This is a genomic window from Flavobacterium sp. LK-23, assembly GCF_058135255.1.
The window spans coordinates 663,449-679,351 of record NZ_JBYUVT010000001.1; the positions used below are offsets into that span (position 1 = coordinate 663,449).

A 15,903-nucleotide genomic window follows, 5' to 3' on the forward strand; every position below is an offset into this window, starting at 1 on the left:
AATACGTTTTAATGGTTAGACCTGGTTAGAAGCTCACTTCTACTCCTAAAGAAATTGTTCTTGGATTTGGAAAAGATCCTGCATCATATCCTCTTGAAAGTAATCCGTCACTGTTAAAGTCAGGATCATATCCTTTATATTTAGAGATAATCAACAGATTTTGACCATTTAGGTAAACCTTAGCTTTTTCAATAAATTTATCTTTTATCGGGATGTTATACCCGATTTCCATTGTTTGCAGTTTCACATAATCACCGCTTTCAATAAATCTGTTTGAATCTCTGCTGTTTCCATTTGGATCTCCAATAACTGGAGCTGGAATATTGGTATTGGTATTCGTTGGTGTCCAATAATTTAACTCATCTGTATGATGGTTTGTATATTGTCCGATCATCAAATTGCGGTACATTGCATTAAATACTTTGTTACCTCCCGCTCCCTGCCAAAACATAGAGAAATCAAAGTTAGAATAAGAAGCACTGAAATTTAATCCGAAGCCATATTTAGGAATGGTCACACCTTGGAAAGTTCTATCTGCATCTGTAATTATTCCGTCGCCATTTACATCTCTAAATTTCACGTCTCCAGGAGCTGCACCCGTTTGAGTTGGAGAAGCCGCAACTTCAGCTGCATTTTGGAAAATTCCAACTGCTTCCCAAGCAAACATTTCTCCAACAGATCTTCCTACTTCAGTTTTAGAAACTGCTCCGTAGATCGGATTTCCGTTTACACCGATTTTAGTAACTTCATTTTTCAGTGTTCCAAAGTTTGCAGAAATATCATATTTAAATTTATGATGATGATTGCTGTAAGCTGCTGTAAACTCAACCCCAGAATTTTTCATTGATCCCGCATTTGTGGTAACACTCGCTGGAAATGCCCCTGTAGAAAACGGAAGCGGAACGCCTAACAATAAATCATCTGATTTTTTTACAAAGTACTCTGCTGTAAACTGTAAATCATTGTTTAAGAAACCTAATTCGATACCTACGTTTGAGTTTGTAGATTTTTCCCATTTTACATTCGGGTCCAATGCCGCCACTACAGTTGTTCCTGGAGCAAGCTCATTATTAAAATCATAACCTGCAAAACTGTTTACGGTTGAAGCAAAGAAATATTGCGAAATGGTATTATTTCCTAATGTCCCGTAACCTCCTCTAAGTTTAATATTGCTTATCCATTCTGGCAATGTCCAGAATTTTTCGTTACTAAGTTTCCAACCTCCTGAAAAAGAGTAAAAGTTTGCCGAATTATTTTTTTCACTAAAAAGAGACGTTTTATCTTGTCTAAAGTTAGCCTGCACTAAATATCTATCATCATAAGAATAATTTAATCTACTAATGTATGATATTCCAGTAATCGTAAATTTATATTCAGATGCATTTCTAGCATCAGCATATTGAAGCATCGGAATGTCGTTTGGAGTAAAACCTACACCTCTCATATTATATCTATGATAATCTCTTTTTTCCTGAATCCAACCTGCAAGAGCATCAAATTTATGTTTACCTAATGTAACTTCATAAGTTAAAATGTTATTTAAGAATGTTCTTAACTCATTTCCCGTTTCAACATCTAGAGATGCTTCGTCATTTGTAGTAATGTAATACCATCCTAAATCACTTGGCGGAATAAATTTTCTATTTTCCCAATCAGTTCTATCGTAACTTACATCCAGTTTGTATTTTAGGCCTTTTACGATTTCTACTTCTCCCCAAACATCTCCAATAAAACGGTTTCTTTTTCCATTATTATCAATCAGATTGTTGTATCCAATAGGGTTCATAGAAATTGCTCTCTGAGTCAGGTTGTCTGTACCTCCATAACCACCAAGTCTGTTTGCATCATAAACGGGCATAGTCGGAATAGCTCCTAAAATATCACTTACAACCGTTTGACCTGCATTGTATTCATTAAAAATTTCTTTATCAGATTGTGTATAAGCTATTTTTGCACCGTATTTAAATTTTCCTTTTTTACCATTTAAATTTAAATTGGTTGACAATCTCTCATAGTCCTGAGGCGTTTTAATGTAACTTGTATTTTTAAAATAGTCAACATTAAAGCTGTAAGCAATACTTTCTGCACCTCCTGTAAATGTCAAGGCTTGATTTTGTACAACACCAGTTTGAAAAGATTCTTTCTGCCAATCTGTATCTACATTTGATATGTACGATGCACTATTTGGGTCATTTCCTGGAGCAATGCTTACAGGAACACCTGCTCTAATATCTCTGTTTCTTTCGGCCTCGCTCGTAATTTTCTGGTAACCTACTCGATCTGTAACATCCCACTTTTTAGCAACATTTTGAAGACCTACAATAGACTTGAATTTAATATCCATTTTGCCTTGTTTCCCTTTTTTAGTCGTAATAATTACAACACCATTTGCACCGCGCACACCATAAATAGCAGCCGATGATGCATCCTTTAAAACCTGCATAGATTCTATTTCTCCTGGGGCAAAATCATAAGGTGAATCGACCATAATTCCGTCGATTACAAAAAGTGGATTATTGTTGCTAAATGAAGTTATACCTCTAATCTTCACATTAACAAAACCTCCCGGTTCTCCCGAAGATTGTACAGTAACACCTGGCACTTGTCCTTGAAGCATTTTTGCGGCATCATACGTAACTACTTTTTTAGCCGATTCTAAATTAACAACACTTACAGAACCTGTTAAATCTGATTTCTTTTGAGTTCCGTAACCAATAACAACTACCTCGTTAAGTTTATTAGTGTCTTCACCCAACGCCACATCAATTTTAGACTGGCTTCCTACGACTATCTCTTTGTTCTGAAATCCTATAAATGAAAAAACTAAAACATCATTTGTGGATGCTTTAATCGAATACTCTCCATCAAATCCAGTTGTAGCAACTGTTTTGGTTCCTTTTATTATAATGTTTACACCCGGCAAAGGAAGATTGTCTTGCGCCGATGTAACAACCCCTGTTATCGTTTTGTCTTGAGCAGACATCTGATTAACAGAAAATAATAGCATTAAAACTGCTAAAATCCAATTTGTTTTTGGCAATAGAAAATTGCAATACAAAAGTAATTTTTGTTTTGTAATCATAATGGTTTAGTTAAGATTGGTTAGTGGTTTAGTTAATAAGTGTTAATCTTACATTTGTAAATTTAACTAAAAAAAAATCATGTAAACAAATTAATATCACAAAAAAGAGCTCAAAAAAAACACATATCGCAAATTAAGTGTCAAATTAACATTTAAAAATTCAAGGTTTTTTCAAAAAAATTGCTGTTTTAATGATTTTAATTGTGTAAAAAATACACTTTTACTGAAAAAGTCGTTTTTTAATCAAAAAAAGATGGGAATAAAAAAAGTATAAATAATCTGTTTTTTAATGTTTTGAATTCAAAAAAAAAGATAGTTTTGTAGGTAAAAGATTGTTTATTTTTGAGTCTTTTTGGCTAAACAGAACCTATTTTTACAAAAAACTATCCTTGACTGTCCTGTTTTTTTTCTTAAAAAAATCTTAAAAAGAGAATTTGTATGTTATTTTTATGTAAAAAGTAACTTTTTTAACTATACATTTGAGTAGTTAATTATGTAAGTGTAAAATCTACATTAATAAATTATGATACGTTTTAAGAAGTTCATATATTTACCCATCCAAATTAATAATATATGCTAAATAGTTATAGCTCTGCTGATAAAGTTTTACTGGCAGTAGACTGCATCATTTTCGGATTCGACAATGATGGTCTAAAAATCCTTTTAATACAAAGAGATTTTGAGCCAGAAAAAGGGAAATGGTCCTTAATTGGAGGTTTTCTAAAACGCGATGAAGTCTTAGATGCTGCCGCAACTAGAATCTTAAATACCTATACAGGTCTTAACGATATTTATATGGAGCAACTGCATGCTTACAGTGAAATTGATCGTGACCCTGTAGAAAGAACCATCTCGGTTTCTTATTTCGCTTTAATTAATATCGAAAACCACAATGCAGAATTGATCCAGAATTACCACGCTGAATGGTTCCCGATTAACGACGCTCCAAATTTAATTTTTGACCATAACGAAATGGTTCAAAATGCGATTAAGAGGCTTCGATATAAAACTTCTGTAAAACCAATTGGTTTTGAATTGCTTCCGGAGAAATTCACCATGCGTCAGCTTTTAGAACTTTATGAAGCTATTTTGAGCAAAGAATTGGACAAAAGAAATTTCATCAGTAAAATAAACTCTCTGGAAATTCTAAATAAACTAGAAGAAAAAGACATGCAGTCTTCTCGAAAAGGCTCTTACTTATATACCTTCAACAAAGAGAAATATGAAGAAAAACTACTCAATAATTTTGTATTGAATTTATAAACTTTATTTATTCTCTAGCAGATTTAGGAGATTTGGCTGATTTAATAAAAAAATCCCCTGCATCTGCTAAATCTGCGGGAGAAATTTATAGCGAATTACGCAATATAAGAGCAGATCTATTTTCAATCTGCTCTTTTGTTCCTTTTAAAACCATATCGGCCAGAATTTTTCCCATCAATTCAAAATTGGTTGAAATGGTGGTAATTCCGTTTGCGGCAATTTTCTTCAATGGAGTTTCATTGTACGATATAATTCCGAAATCTTCTCCCAATTTTAAATTTCTGCTCATTGCATTTTCTATAACCAAAAGCAAGTCACGATCATGCGGTATAATGTACAGATCTCCCAAAGCAATAGATTGATTGCCGAAATCTGAAATAATTTCATAATCAAAACCATAAGTCTGGCAAAACGACTCAAACCCTAATTTCATTCCGGGAGGTTCTCTAAAACCAGGGAAAATTAAAATCAGTTTCCTGTATTTTGATAATCGCGATTTGCCTTTCATCAAACCTTCAAAGATATCTTTTTGGTGATTTTGATAAATTGCAGGAAACATTTTTAAGTCCGGATTGGTCTGATCCAAAATAATTACGTCGCTTACTGGTAGGGTTTTTATAGAATCGACGATATCGTTTAAGTTCGTCGGCATAATAATGTATTTTGTATAATTTCCGTTGCTGTCATTTAGCAGCTTTTTGAAAACTTGAACATTAAAGTGGTGGAAAAAAATATCGACTTGAACATTTTTTCCGATGTTTTTTAAAAACGAATTATAAATATCCTCTTTAAAAATATTCAATTCGTCAAAAAGTAAAAAAACCTTCTGAGTTATAGTGATTTCAACGCTTTTAACGTAATATCCCTTTCCTGGAATAGCGTAAATGATTCCTCTTTTCTTCAATTCGTCATACGCCAATAAGACCGTATCACGAGATAAAGAAAAAGCCAGACAGACTTTATTTACGGAGGGAAGCCTATCGCCTTTAATCAAATTTCCTTCTTCAATCGCTTTTTCGATTGAAAGAATAATCTGCTTATATTTTGGCAGACCGATGTTATTTTGAATTGAAAGAATGTTCATAATAAAAGTCATTTTGACTATAAATAACAAAAACTGGTGGGTACTGGTATGCAAAAATAATAAATGTTTCTATTTTTGGATTTCATTTTTGGTAAAAATTTTATGGAAATAAAACACATATCGCATTTAAAAGAGATTCATAATTGCAAATTATTTGGTTTAATGCCTAATAAGGAAGAAATTTATTCTTTTGATTTGGTTAATAAAAATGGAATGAAAGTTCAGATCATCAATTATGGTGCAACTGTAACTTCTATCCAAATTCCGCTTGACGGAAAATTAGTAGATGTTGTTTTAGGTTTTGATAATCTTGAAGCATATTTAGAATCTTATAATTTGCCAAGTGCTCCGTATTTCGGAACTACAGTTGGCCGTTATGCAGGTCGTATTCATAATGCAACTTTTAGCCTTGACGATAAAAAGTTTCAGCTAGACGGAAACAACAACGGCAACACGCTTCACGGAGGAGTAATGGGATTTGGAAGAAAAGCATGGAGCGTTGTTAATGCAACTTCTGGCGAAAATCCTTATATTACTTTTGCCCTTTTAAGTGCCCATTTAGACGAAAATTTTCCTGGGGAAATGACGGTTTATTTGACTTATACTTTGACCGAAGAAAATGAATTGAAGCTAGAATACAAAGCAACCTCAACCGAAGATACTATTATCAATTTGACGCACCATAGCTATTTTAATCTGGATGGACATGTCGGAAATGTTTTAGAACAGCAAATGTTTATCAAATCGGCTAAAATACTGGAAACCAATTCTGATAATATTCCAACAGGAAATTTCACCGATTTAACCAATCATGATTTTGATTTTAGAACTTCAAAAAACTGTCCGTTTCCAATTGACAATTCTTTTGTGGTGAATTCTAAAACTGAAATCGTAGCGCAGTTAATCAGCTTAAAAAATAACCTAAGAATGAATGTTTATACCGATCAGCCAAGTGTACATATATATGTAGGCGGAAATTGTTTCGGAAAACTGAAAGGAAAAGAAAACGTTGATTATAATGCGCAAAGCGGAATTTGTTTTGAAACTCAAAATTTCCCAGATGCGCCAAATCATGCTCATTTTCCAAATGCAGTTTTGAAAAAAGGCGAAGAATACACACAAAAAACACTTTACAAATTTGAAAGTTTAAATTAATATAATAACTGCTGGATAAGATAAAATAAAAATAATTTCATCCATCAAGTAAAATCTAATTGAATCTGCTGAAATCTTTTAGAATCTGCGTGAAATACTTTTGCCAAGATTTTTTCACGCAGATTTACACAGATTAAAGCTGATTTAGACAGATTTTAATTTATCTATAAGTAGTAGGTAGAATAGAAAAAATAATTTGACTCAACACATATAAAATTCTAAAACCACAATATACTAACTATATAATGAATGACATTTTAATACAGAATACCGTTTCTTTTTTTGAGAAATCTTTCGGGTCTTCTCCTCAAAAAACGGTACTTTCTCCAGGCAGAATCAACATCATTGGAGAACATATTGACTACAATGATGGTTATGTTTTGCCTGCTGCAATTGACAAAGTGATTTGCTTTGCTTTTGAAAAAAACAACACCAAAACTTCTAAAATAATTGCCATCGATTTGAATGAAGAATTTGAAATCGATTTGACTCAGGAAGTAAAACTGAGCGATGTGGTTTGGACCAATTACATTCGTGGCGTAATTAAACAATTGCAAGATAACGGATTTTCGTTTGATGGTTTTAACTGTGTTTTCAGCAGTAATATTCCGGTTGGTTCTGGATTGTCTTCTTCTGCAGCTTTGGAATGCGGAATGATTTTCGGAATCAAATCGGTGTTTGATTTAAAAATTGAGAAAAAAGACATTTCATTATTAGGGCAAAAAGCAGAACACTGGGTGGGTATCAACTGCGGAATTATGGATCAATTTTCAAGCGTTCACGGTCTTGAAAATAAAGTGATCAAACTAGATTGCAACACTTTAGATTTTGAATATCACAATGCCGACTTCAAAGATTATTCTCTGATTTTATTTGATTCTAATGTAAAACATTCGCTTTTTACATCAGAATACAATACCAGAAGAATTGAATGTGAGGAAGGTTTATCTATCATAAAAGATCAGTTCCCAGAAGTAAAAAGTTTCAGAGATTCTTCTGTAGAACAAGTTTTGAGCTTAAAAGATAAAATGACTGAAAAAGTTTTTGACCGAGTTCATTTTGTTGTAAAAGAAATCAATCGCGTTATCAAAGCTTGTGAAGCACTAGACCAAGGAAACATTGAACTTTTAGGAGAATTACTTTTTGAAACACATTATGGTTTATCTAAAGAATATGAGGTAAGCTGCGAAGAATTAGACATGCTTGTTGATACCGCAAAAGAAGACGATTCCATTATTGGTTCCCGACTTATGGGAGGTGGTTTTGGAGGCTGCACTATCAATTTAGTTAAAAAAGGAAATGAAAATGAGGTAAAGCGTAAGTTCTCTAAACTTTATTTAGATACATTTGGAATTGAATTAAAATTCTATGATGTAAAAATCTCTAACGGAACAACGCTACTTTAAAACCACAACTGTACAATGAAAAATTTTGACATTAACGAAGATCCGCACAGACGCTTCAACCCATTAATTAACGAATGGGTCTTGGTTTCACCTCACCGTGCAAAACGCCCTTGGCAAGGACAAAATGAAACTATTTCAACTGAAGAACTTCCTAAATACGACCCAACTTGTTACTTGTGTCCAGGAAATGTTCGTGCCAACGGAATGAATAATCCGCAATACGAAAGCAGTTTTGTTTTTGAAAATGATTTTGCTGCCATGAAACAGGACGAAATCATTTTTGAAGATGATATTAAACATACTTTTTTTAAGGCAAAACCAGAACAAGGAATTTCGAGAGTGGTTTGCTTTTCGCCAAGACACGATCTGACTCTTCCAGAAATGGAAATTGCCGATATTGAAAACATCATTAGAACTTGGCAGAAAGAATATACCGATTTAGGAAACATTAAATTCATCAACCACGTTCAGATTTTTGAAAACAAAGGAAGTGTTATGGGCTGCAGCAACCCACACCCACACGGCCAAATTTGGGCACAATCTTCTCTACCAACTCAGGTTGAAAAAACACAAAACAGCTTAAAATCGTACTACGATAAAAATCAGACAACATTGTTAGAAGATTATGTAAAAGCCGAATTGAAAGCTGGCGATCGCATCGTAATCGAAAATGATCATTTTGTGGCATTGGTTCCGTTTTGGGCAATCTGGCCATACGAAACCATGATTATCAGCAAAAGAGCTGTAAACAAAATCACCAATTTTACTGCCGATGAAAGTACCGCTTTCGCGAAAATCTTAAAGCAACTTACAACGAAGTATGACAATTTATTTAATACTTCATTTCCATATTCGTCAGGAATTCACCAATCGCCAACAGATGGTTTAATCCATCCAGAATGGCATTTCCACATGCATTTTTATCCGCCTTTGCTGAGATCTGCAACGGTAAAGAAATTCATGGTCGGATATGAAATGTTGGGCGAATCTCAACGTGATATTACACCTGAAAAAAGTGCTGAAATTTTGAGACAGCTTTCAGATGTACATTACAAAAGCCTAGTAAAAGCGTAACTGTTTTGTGTTGCACTTAATCCAAATCCAAAAATTTAACACAATTCTTAGTGAATAAATGTAAAAAACACATTTGCTAATAGTTGATTTCTAAATTTTTATTTTACATTTGGCTTCTGCTTTATTTTCGCAAAAAAATAACAGAAATAAAACACATCTTGCATTTTTAACAAGATTTAACAACACAAAAACAGATTTAAAACCACATAAACAAACAACCCTATAATAATTATTTAAAATACTACTAACAATGAACCAAAACCTCGCTTTCGCAGACTATGCGGTTTTTATTATTTATTTCATCGTAGTCTCGGTCTACGGTTACACCGTTTACCGCAAACGTAAACAAGACGAACAAGACGCTAAAGCTTACTTTTTGGCTGAAGGAAATTTAACTTGGTGGGCAATTGGAGCTTCTCTTATTGCTTCTAATATCTCTGCAGAACAGTTCATCGGAATGAGCGGTGAAGGATTCTTCTTAGGAATTGCTGTTGCTGCTTACGAATGGCTTGCTGCCGTTGCTCTTATTATTGTCGCGGTGTGGTTTATTCCTGTATATCTTAAAAATAAGATTTACACGATGCCACAATTCTTAAAAACACGTTACAACGAATCTACTGCACTTATCATGGCTGTATTCTGGCTGTTTTTATATGTTTTCGTAAACCTTACTTCTATTTTATACTTAGGAGCTGTTGCGATTAACAAACTTGCGGGAGGAGAATATCTTCACGTAATTATGCTTGGATTGGCTATTTTTGCTTTGTTTATTTCTCTTGGAGGAATGAAGGTTGTGGCTTATACAGACGTTATTCAGGTGGCTGTATTAATTATAGGAGGTTTAGTAACTTCTTATATTGCCTTAACAACAGTTGCAGAAGCTTTTGGTGTTGGCCAAAACGCAATTGCCGGTTTCAAAGTCTTGATGAGAGAGGCGCCAGAGCATTTTAAAATGATTATTCCGAAACCAACTGCGACGTCTTCTCAGCTTGAAATCGATAAATATTTAACTTTCCCTGGATTGTTATCTTACGCTGCTGGTATCTGGATCATCAACTTAAACTATTGGGGATGTAACCAATACATTACACAAAGAGCACTTGGAGCAGATCTACAAACCGCTCGTACAGGAATTTTATTCGCTGGTATGTTAAAATTATTAATGCCACTTATCGTAATGTTACCTGGTATTGCTGCTTACGTTTTATATACAAACGGACATTTACCTCAATTGGAGGGAGGAGTAAAAGACGAGGCATATTCTGCTATATTAACATTCCTTCCAACTGGATTAAAAGGTCTTTCTGTTGCTGCTCTTACTGCTGCAATTGTAGCATCTTTAGCTGGAAAAGTAAACAGTATTTCTACAATCTACACATTAGACGTTCATAAAAAATACATCCAGAAAGATGCAGGTGAAAAACAGCAGGTGAACATCGGGCGTCTTGCCGTTTTTGTTGCCATGCTTTTAGCTGTGTTATTTACATGGAATGACGTCTTAGGAATTGGTGGCGTTGGAGGATTTACCTACATCCAAAAATACACTGGATTTATTAGCCCTGGAGTTTTTGCTATGTTCTTCTTAGGTATGTTCTGGAAGAGAACTACTGGAACAGCAGCAATTGTTGGTGTAATTTTAGGATTCTTATTATCTGTTTTATTCAACGAATACGCTCCGGCTTTATTTGGAAACGATACACTTTTATACACAGCTTACCCTAACGGAAAAGGAGGTTTCGAAATTCCGTTCCATATCTGTATGGGATTATCATTCTTATTTACAATGATTGCCATGATTCTAATAAGTTTCGCCGGTCCAAAAGTAAACCCTAAAGCATTTGAAATTGATTCTGAAATGTTTAAAGTTAAACCGCAGACAACAGTCTTAATCGTAATTACATTATTGATTATTGCTGCGCTTTATGTTAAGTTCTGGTAATAAATTATCAGTTCTATTCTCTCTATCTTTACAGCTGTTGTTTGTCATGAACAACAGCTGTAAATTTTTAAAAAAGTTTTAAAATAGAAATAAAAGTTACGGACTAAAATGATTCGCTTTATTTTGTCACCCTGGGCGGAGTCGAAGGGCGCTCCAATTGGACGTGGGCTTCGACTTCGCTCAGCCTGACAAAACTGGATTTTAAAAATCATTTTAATCTTTATAATCTGTGGCAAAAAATATTAAACAGAATTTAAATTATAATAAATACCATGCAGTTATCATTAACCCAAAAAATCATTATCGTTACGGGAGGCGCAAAAGGAATCGGTTTAGGAATCGTTAAGGTTCTGGCCGAAGAAAATGCCATTCCGTTTATCGTTGGACGTAACGAAAATGACAACATCAAAGCCGTAGAAGAATTAAAAGCCATTGGAAAAGAAGCGCACCAAGTTGCCGCCGATTTGACAAAACCTGAAGACTGTAAAAAAGCCGTTGAAGCCGTAATCGCAAAATTCGGCCGCATTGACGGATTAGTAAACAATGCCGGAGTTAATGACGGTGTTGGATTAGAAAACGGAAATTATGAAGATTTCGCTGCTTCGCTTCACAAAAATTTAGTGCATTATTATTTAATGGCACAGCACGCTCTTCCATATCTAAAAGAATCAAAAGGAGCAATTGTAAACATCGGTTCTAAAACTGCCGAAACAGGTCAAGGCGGAACTTCGGCTTACGCCGCATCAAACGGCGGAAGAAATGCTTTAACCAGAGAATGGGCTGTTGAATTATTAAAATACAGCATCCGTGTAAACGCTGTAATCGTAGCAGAATGTTACACACCGCTTTACGAAACTTGGATCAATACTTTTGAAAATAAAGAAGAAAAATTGGCTGCAATTACCAAAAATATTCCGTTAGAAAACAGGATGACAACAGCTGAAGAAATCGCAAATATGGTGGTTTTCTTATTGTCTGAAAAATCAAGTCATACCACTGGACAGATTATTTATGTTGATGGTGGTTATACGCATTTAGATCGTTCTATTTAATTTTTTTTTTAGCCACAGATTTAAAGGATTAAAAGGATTTTTTAGAAAAATCAGCTAGATCTGCTAAATCTGCGTGAAAAAAAATAAACACATAGAAACATAGAATTTTTAATCCATAAAAAGAGTAAAAAACAAATCTAGATTTGAACACATAGAGCTATGTGAATTTAGATAAATGAAATGCCTTTTTAGACAAAGAAAAACTATGATTCTATGTGTTTAAAAATTAATCCCAAAAAGTAAAAAATCCTTTTAATCCTTTAAATCTGTGGCAAAACTAACCTTCGCATTATTTTTAAAATCAGAAGGCGTAATTCCTTTAACTTTTTTGAAGAGTTTATTAAAGTTTGAAGCCGTTTTATAACCGCATTCATACGCAATTTCAGACATGCTTTTATCGGTTTCCAGTAACAATTTGCAGGCATTCGAAATTCGGATTTCATGCAGATAATCCACAAAATTCTTTTTCGTTTTTATTCTGAACATTCTACAGAAAGAAGTCCGAGTCATATTAGCGACAGCAGCAATTTCTTCTAAGGAAATATTCTTTTTATAATTTTTGTTGACATATTGAAAAACCTCCGAAAGACGATCTACTTTCGAATCCTTCTGCATCAACGAATAAATTTCATCGTTGATATAAATCGTATCTTGACTTTCGGAAAGAATAGATAAAATTTCAAAAAGCCCGACAATGACTTCGAAGTCTTTTTTAGCAACTAACTTCTCTAGTTTCTTCGCAATCTGTTTATTGGTTTTTCCGATAATCGAAATTCCTTTTCCTGCCTGAAAAAAAAGTTCATTGATTTTTTGAGTTTCTTTTAATTCGTAAAAAGTCGGTCCGAAAATATCCTTATGAAAATATACGACAATCGAATTGGCTTTTAAATCCTCAATTCCATGATAATATTTCTCATCATTTAACCAAACATGCGGAATATCAGAACCTAAAAAAACCATATCTCCCGGTTCAAACGGCATAACGGAATTTCCAATAATTCGCTTGCCGAAACTCTCTTTTACATACACCAATTCCAATTCCGGATGCGAATGAAAAGGCGCTTGAAAAAAAGGTTCAATACGATTCAGCACCGAAACTTTTGTGTTGAGATAAGACGCTATTTTGGTTTGTTCCAATTTCATTCTGCAAAGATAATTAAAGATTAGATACGGATAATATTAGACTATTAACCAATGTGTAAAAACCCTAATTTTATTTTTCGTTAACTGCCCGAATTCTATACAAAATCAAAGGATTAAATTGTTATAAAACCAAAGCAGTGACATCAAAAAAAAAAGAAAAAACAAACAACACAATGTCTGAGAATAACACAAAAAAACTGGTTGTAAAATTACATCCTGACGATAACGTCTTGGTTGCTTTAACCGACTTACAAAAAGGAGAAACTATTCTTTTTGAAAACGAAACTTACGTTTTACAAGACCTCATCAAAGCCAAACATAAATTCTACATGCAGGACATGAAGCAGGGAGAAGAAGTAAATATGTACGGTGTTTTGGTCGGAAAAGTGCAAAACGATTTGGCAAAAGGAAGTTTAATGACGACTGAAAACCTTAAACATGCCGCTGATCCGTACGCTTACAGAAATGCTTCTTACGAATGGAATGCACCAGATGTTTCTAAATTTGAAAACAGAACTTTTAAAGGATACAAACGAAAAGACGGACGCGTTGGAACGGCAAATTACTGGCTTTTTATCCCGACTGTTTTTTGTGAAAACAGAAATTTAGATGTTATCAAAGAAGCGTTGCATAAACAATTGGGGTACGCTGTAACGGACAAATACAACCAATTTACGCACGAATTACTGGAAGGTTATTTGAACGGAAATGACATTAACGATATCAATATTGAATTAAATCCGACTCCAAAAAACAAACGTGTTTTTGAAAATGTAGACGGAATTAAATTCTTAAATCACCAAGGCGGTTGCGGCGGAACTCGTCAAGATGCTTCAACTTTGAGCGCTTTATTGGCTTCTTATGCGAATCATCCAAATGTTGGAGGAATTACACTTTTGAGTTTAGGATGCCAGCATTTACAAGTTCAGGATTTTGTAAATGATGTAAAAAGACAAAATCCAGAGTTTGACAGACCGTTGTTTATTTTTGAACAACAGCAGACAGAAAGCGAAGAAGTTTTGATTACCAATGCCATCAAAAAAACATTTGAAGGTTTAATCGAAATCAACAAATATGAAAGAACTGACGCACCTTTAAGCGATTTATGTATTGGTGTAAAATGTGGAGGAAGCGATGGTTTCAGCGGTGTTTCTGCAAATCCTGCTGTGGGTTATACTTCCGATTTAGTCGTAGCTTTAGGCGGAAAAATTCTTTTGGCTGAATTTCCAGAATTATGCGGTGCTGAGCAAAATTTAATCGACAGATGTATTACGGAAGATAAGGCGAAAAAATTCATAGATTTAATGGAGTCTTATGATGAACTGGCTCATAAAGTGGGTTCTGGTTTTCACATGAATCCATCTCCGGGAAATATCAAAGACGGATTAATTACTGATGCAATCAAAAGTGCTGGAGCGGCCAAAAAAGGCGGAACTTCTCCTGTTGTAGATGTTTTAGATTATACAGAACTAGTTACAAAACCTGGTTTAAGTTTGGTTTGCACGCCAGGAAATGACGTTGAAGCAACAACTGGAAAAGCGGCTTCTGGAGCGACTTTAATTTTATTTACAACTGGATTGGGAACGCCGACAGGAAACCCTGTTTGTCCTGTAATTAAAGTGGCAACAAACTCTGTTTTGGCAACGAGAATGAAAGATATTATCGATATTGACTGCGGACCAATCATTAGTGGTGAAAAATCTATTGAAGAAATGGGCGAGGAAATTTTAGAATACTGCATCAAAGCGGCAAGCGGCGAAATTATTCCGAAAGCGGTTGAATTAAACCAAGACGATTTTATTCCGTGGAAACGCGGCGTATCTTTGTAAAAGACTATTAAAAACAACTCATAAAAATTTATATCAAATGTTTTCATTACAAAACAAAAAAGCAATTATCACGGGCGGTGGAAGCGGAATTGGAAGAGCGATTTCGGTTTTATTTGCAAAACAAGGAGCTGAAGTCCACATTTTAGAATTGACTGAAGAAAGCGCAAAAGAAACGGTTGAAGAAATTAAATCAGCTGGTGGAAATGTTTTTGCTCACGCTTGCGACGTTTCGAACCATGAACAAGTAAACTCAACTTTCGAGAAAATCGGAAACATTAATATTCTAGTAAACAACGCTGGAATTGCTCACGTTGGAAAAGTAGACACCACTTCTGAATCTGATTTTGACAGAATTATGAATGTAAACGTAAAAGGAGTTTACAACTGTCTTCACGCTTCTATTCCTGCATTAAGAAATTCTGGCGGAGGTGTGATTTTGAACTTGGCTTCGATTGCTTGCTGGGTTGGTATTCCGGATCGTTTTGCTTATTCTACTGCAAAAGGAGCAGTTATGGCAATGACTTTATCGGTTGCAAAAGATTATTTAAATGATAAAATTAGATGTAATTCTATTTCTCCTGCGAGAGTTCACACGCCTTTCGTAGACGGGTTTATCGCTAAAAATTATCCTGGAAAAGAAGAAGAAATTTTCGAAAAACTTTCTCAATCACAGCCAATCGGCCGTATGGGAAAACCAGAAGAAATCGCAACTTTAGCATTATTCTTGTGCAGCGACGAATCTTCTTTCATCACAGGTTCAGATTACCCAATTGATGGTGGTTTTATTAAATTGAATAACTAAAAAAGGAAATAGCCACGAATTCACGAATTAAAAAGATTAAAAAATTTGTGAAATCTGTGCGAATTAAAATAACC

At 34.3% G+C, this 15,903-nt stretch carries 11 protein-coding genes; 8 read left to right on the top strand and 3 right to left on the bottom strand.

Going from position 1 to position 15,903, the window contains the following annotated elements:
* Positions 1-25: 25 nt before the first annotated feature.
* Positions 26-3,082: a SusC/RagA family TonB-linked outer membrane protein gene (locus AC3Y25_RS02840; protein ID WP_489901666.1), complete on the bottom strand. Its 3,057-nt coding sequence runs from the start codon at positions 3,080-3,082 to the stop codon at positions 26-28.
* A gap of 573 nt (positions 3,083-3,655) precedes the next feature.
* Here AC3Y25_RS02840 and AC3Y25_RS02845 point away from each other — a divergent pair.
* Positions 3,656-4,345, top strand: a complete 690-nt coding sequence (locus AC3Y25_RS02845; RefSeq protein ID WP_095930664.1) for an NUDIX hydrolase — start codon at positions 3,656-3,658, stop codon at positions 4,343-4,345.
* Positions 4,346-4,430: 85 nt separating this feature from the next.
* Here AC3Y25_RS02845 and AC3Y25_RS02850 read toward each other — a convergent pair whose 3' ends face one another.
* On the bottom strand, positions 4,431-5,429 hold the full coding sequence (locus AC3Y25_RS02850; RefSeq protein WP_489901667.1) for a GntR family transcriptional regulator: 999 nt from the start codon (positions 5,427-5,429) through the stop codon (positions 4,431-4,433).
* Positions 5,430-5,531: 102 nt separating this feature from the next.
* On the opposite strand from AC3Y25_RS02850, the gene AC3Y25_RS02855 reads away from it, so the two are divergent.
* The 5 genes from AC3Y25_RS02855 to AC3Y25_RS02875 all read left to right on the top strand — a co-directional run bounded on the left by AC3Y25_RS02855 (position 5,532) and on the right by AC3Y25_RS02875 (position 12,055).
* Complete coding sequence (locus tag AC3Y25_RS02855) at positions 5,532-6,584, top strand: aldose epimerase family protein (protein ID WP_489901668.1); 1,053 nt, start codon at positions 5,532-5,534, stop codon at positions 6,582-6,584.
* 245 nt (positions 6,585-6,829) lie between these two features.
* Positions 6,830-7,990, top strand: coding sequence for a galactokinase (gene galK / locus AC3Y25_RS02860; RefSeq protein ID WP_489901669.1), 1,161 nt, complete (start codon positions 6,830-6,832; stop codon positions 7,988-7,990).
* Positions 7,991-8,005: 15 nt separating this feature from the next.
* Entirely contained in the window at positions 8,006-9,064 is a 1,059-nt protein-coding gene (locus AC3Y25_RS02865; RefSeq protein WP_095930661.1) for a UDP-glucose--hexose-1-phosphate uridylyltransferase, read from the top strand.
* Positions 9,065-9,314: 250 nt separating this feature from the next.
* Positions 9,315-11,003, top strand: coding sequence for a sodium/sugar symporter (locus tag AC3Y25_RS02870; protein ID WP_379795005.1), 1,689 nt, complete (start codon positions 9,315-9,317; stop codon positions 11,001-11,003).
* A gap of 272 nt (positions 11,004-11,275) precedes the next feature.
* A complete protein-coding gene (locus AC3Y25_RS02875; RefSeq protein ID WP_057115557.1) occupies positions 11,276-12,055 on the top strand; it encodes an L-fucose dehydrogenase in 780 nt (259 codons plus the stop codon).
* Positions 12,056-12,307: 252 nt separating this feature from the next.
* Here AC3Y25_RS02875 and AC3Y25_RS02880 read toward each other — a convergent pair whose 3' ends face one another.
* Complete coding sequence (locus AC3Y25_RS02880; protein ID WP_489901670.1) at positions 12,308-13,198, bottom strand: AraC family transcriptional regulator; 891 nt, start codon at positions 13,196-13,198, stop codon at positions 12,308-12,310.
* Positions 13,199-13,371: 173 nt separating this feature from the next.
* On the opposite strand from AC3Y25_RS02880, the gene AC3Y25_RS02885 reads away from it, so the two are divergent.
* Positions 13,372-15,027 carry a UxaA family hydrolase gene (locus AC3Y25_RS02885; RefSeq protein WP_489901671.1) on the top strand — a complete coding sequence of 552 codons (1,656 nt, stop codon included), beginning with the start codon at positions 13,372-13,374 and terminating at the stop codon, positions 15,025-15,027.
* Between the two features lie 37 nt (positions 15,028-15,064).
* Positions 15,065-15,829 carry an SDR family NAD(P)-dependent oxidoreductase gene (locus AC3Y25_RS02890; protein WP_289879194.1) on the top strand — a complete coding sequence of 255 codons (765 nt, stop codon included), beginning with the start codon at positions 15,065-15,067 and terminating at the stop codon, positions 15,827-15,829.
* Positions 15,830-15,903: the final 74 nt, after the last annotated feature.

Excerpts from the sequence above, each read along its gene's own strand:
- AC3Y25_RS02840 (WP_489901666.1), bottom strand. The coding sequence starts at position 3,082 with ATGATTACAAAACAAAAATTACTTTTGTATTGCAATTTTCTATTGCCA.
- AC3Y25_RS02845 (WP_095930664.1), top strand. The coding sequence starts at position 3,656 with ATGCTAAATAGTTATAGCTCTGCTGATAAAGTTTTACTGGCAGTAGAC.
- AC3Y25_RS02850 (WP_489901667.1), bottom strand. The coding sequence starts at position 5,429 with ATGAACATTCTTTCAATTCAAAATAACATCGGTCTGCCAAAATATAAG.
- AC3Y25_RS02855 (WP_489901668.1), top strand. The coding sequence starts at position 5,532 with ATGGAAATAAAACACATATCGCATTTAAAAGAGATTCATAATTGCAAA.
- galK (WP_489901669.1), top strand. The coding sequence starts at position 6,830 with ATGAATGACATTTTAATACAGAATACCGTTTCTTTTTTTGAGAAATCT.
- AC3Y25_RS02865 (WP_095930661.1), top strand. The coding sequence starts at position 8,006 with ATGAAAAATTTTGACATTAACGAAGATCCGCACAGACGCTTCAACCCA.
- AC3Y25_RS02870 (WP_379795005.1), top strand. The coding sequence starts at position 9,315 with ATGAACCAAAACCTCGCTTTCGCAGACTATGCGGTTTTTATTATTTAT.
- AC3Y25_RS02875 (WP_057115557.1), top strand. The coding sequence starts at position 11,276 with ATGCAGTTATCATTAACCCAAAAAATCATTATCGTTACGGGAGGCGCA.
- AC3Y25_RS02880 (WP_489901670.1), bottom strand. The coding sequence starts at position 13,198 with ATGAAATTGGAACAAACCAAAATAGCGTCTTATCTCAACACAAAAGTT.
- AC3Y25_RS02885 (WP_489901671.1), top strand. The coding sequence starts at position 13,372 with ATGTCTGAGAATAACACAAAAAAACTGGTTGTAAAATTACATCCTGAC.
- AC3Y25_RS02890 (WP_289879194.1), top strand. The coding sequence starts at position 15,065 with ATGTTTTCATTACAAAACAAAAAAGCAATTATCACGGGCGGTGGAAGC.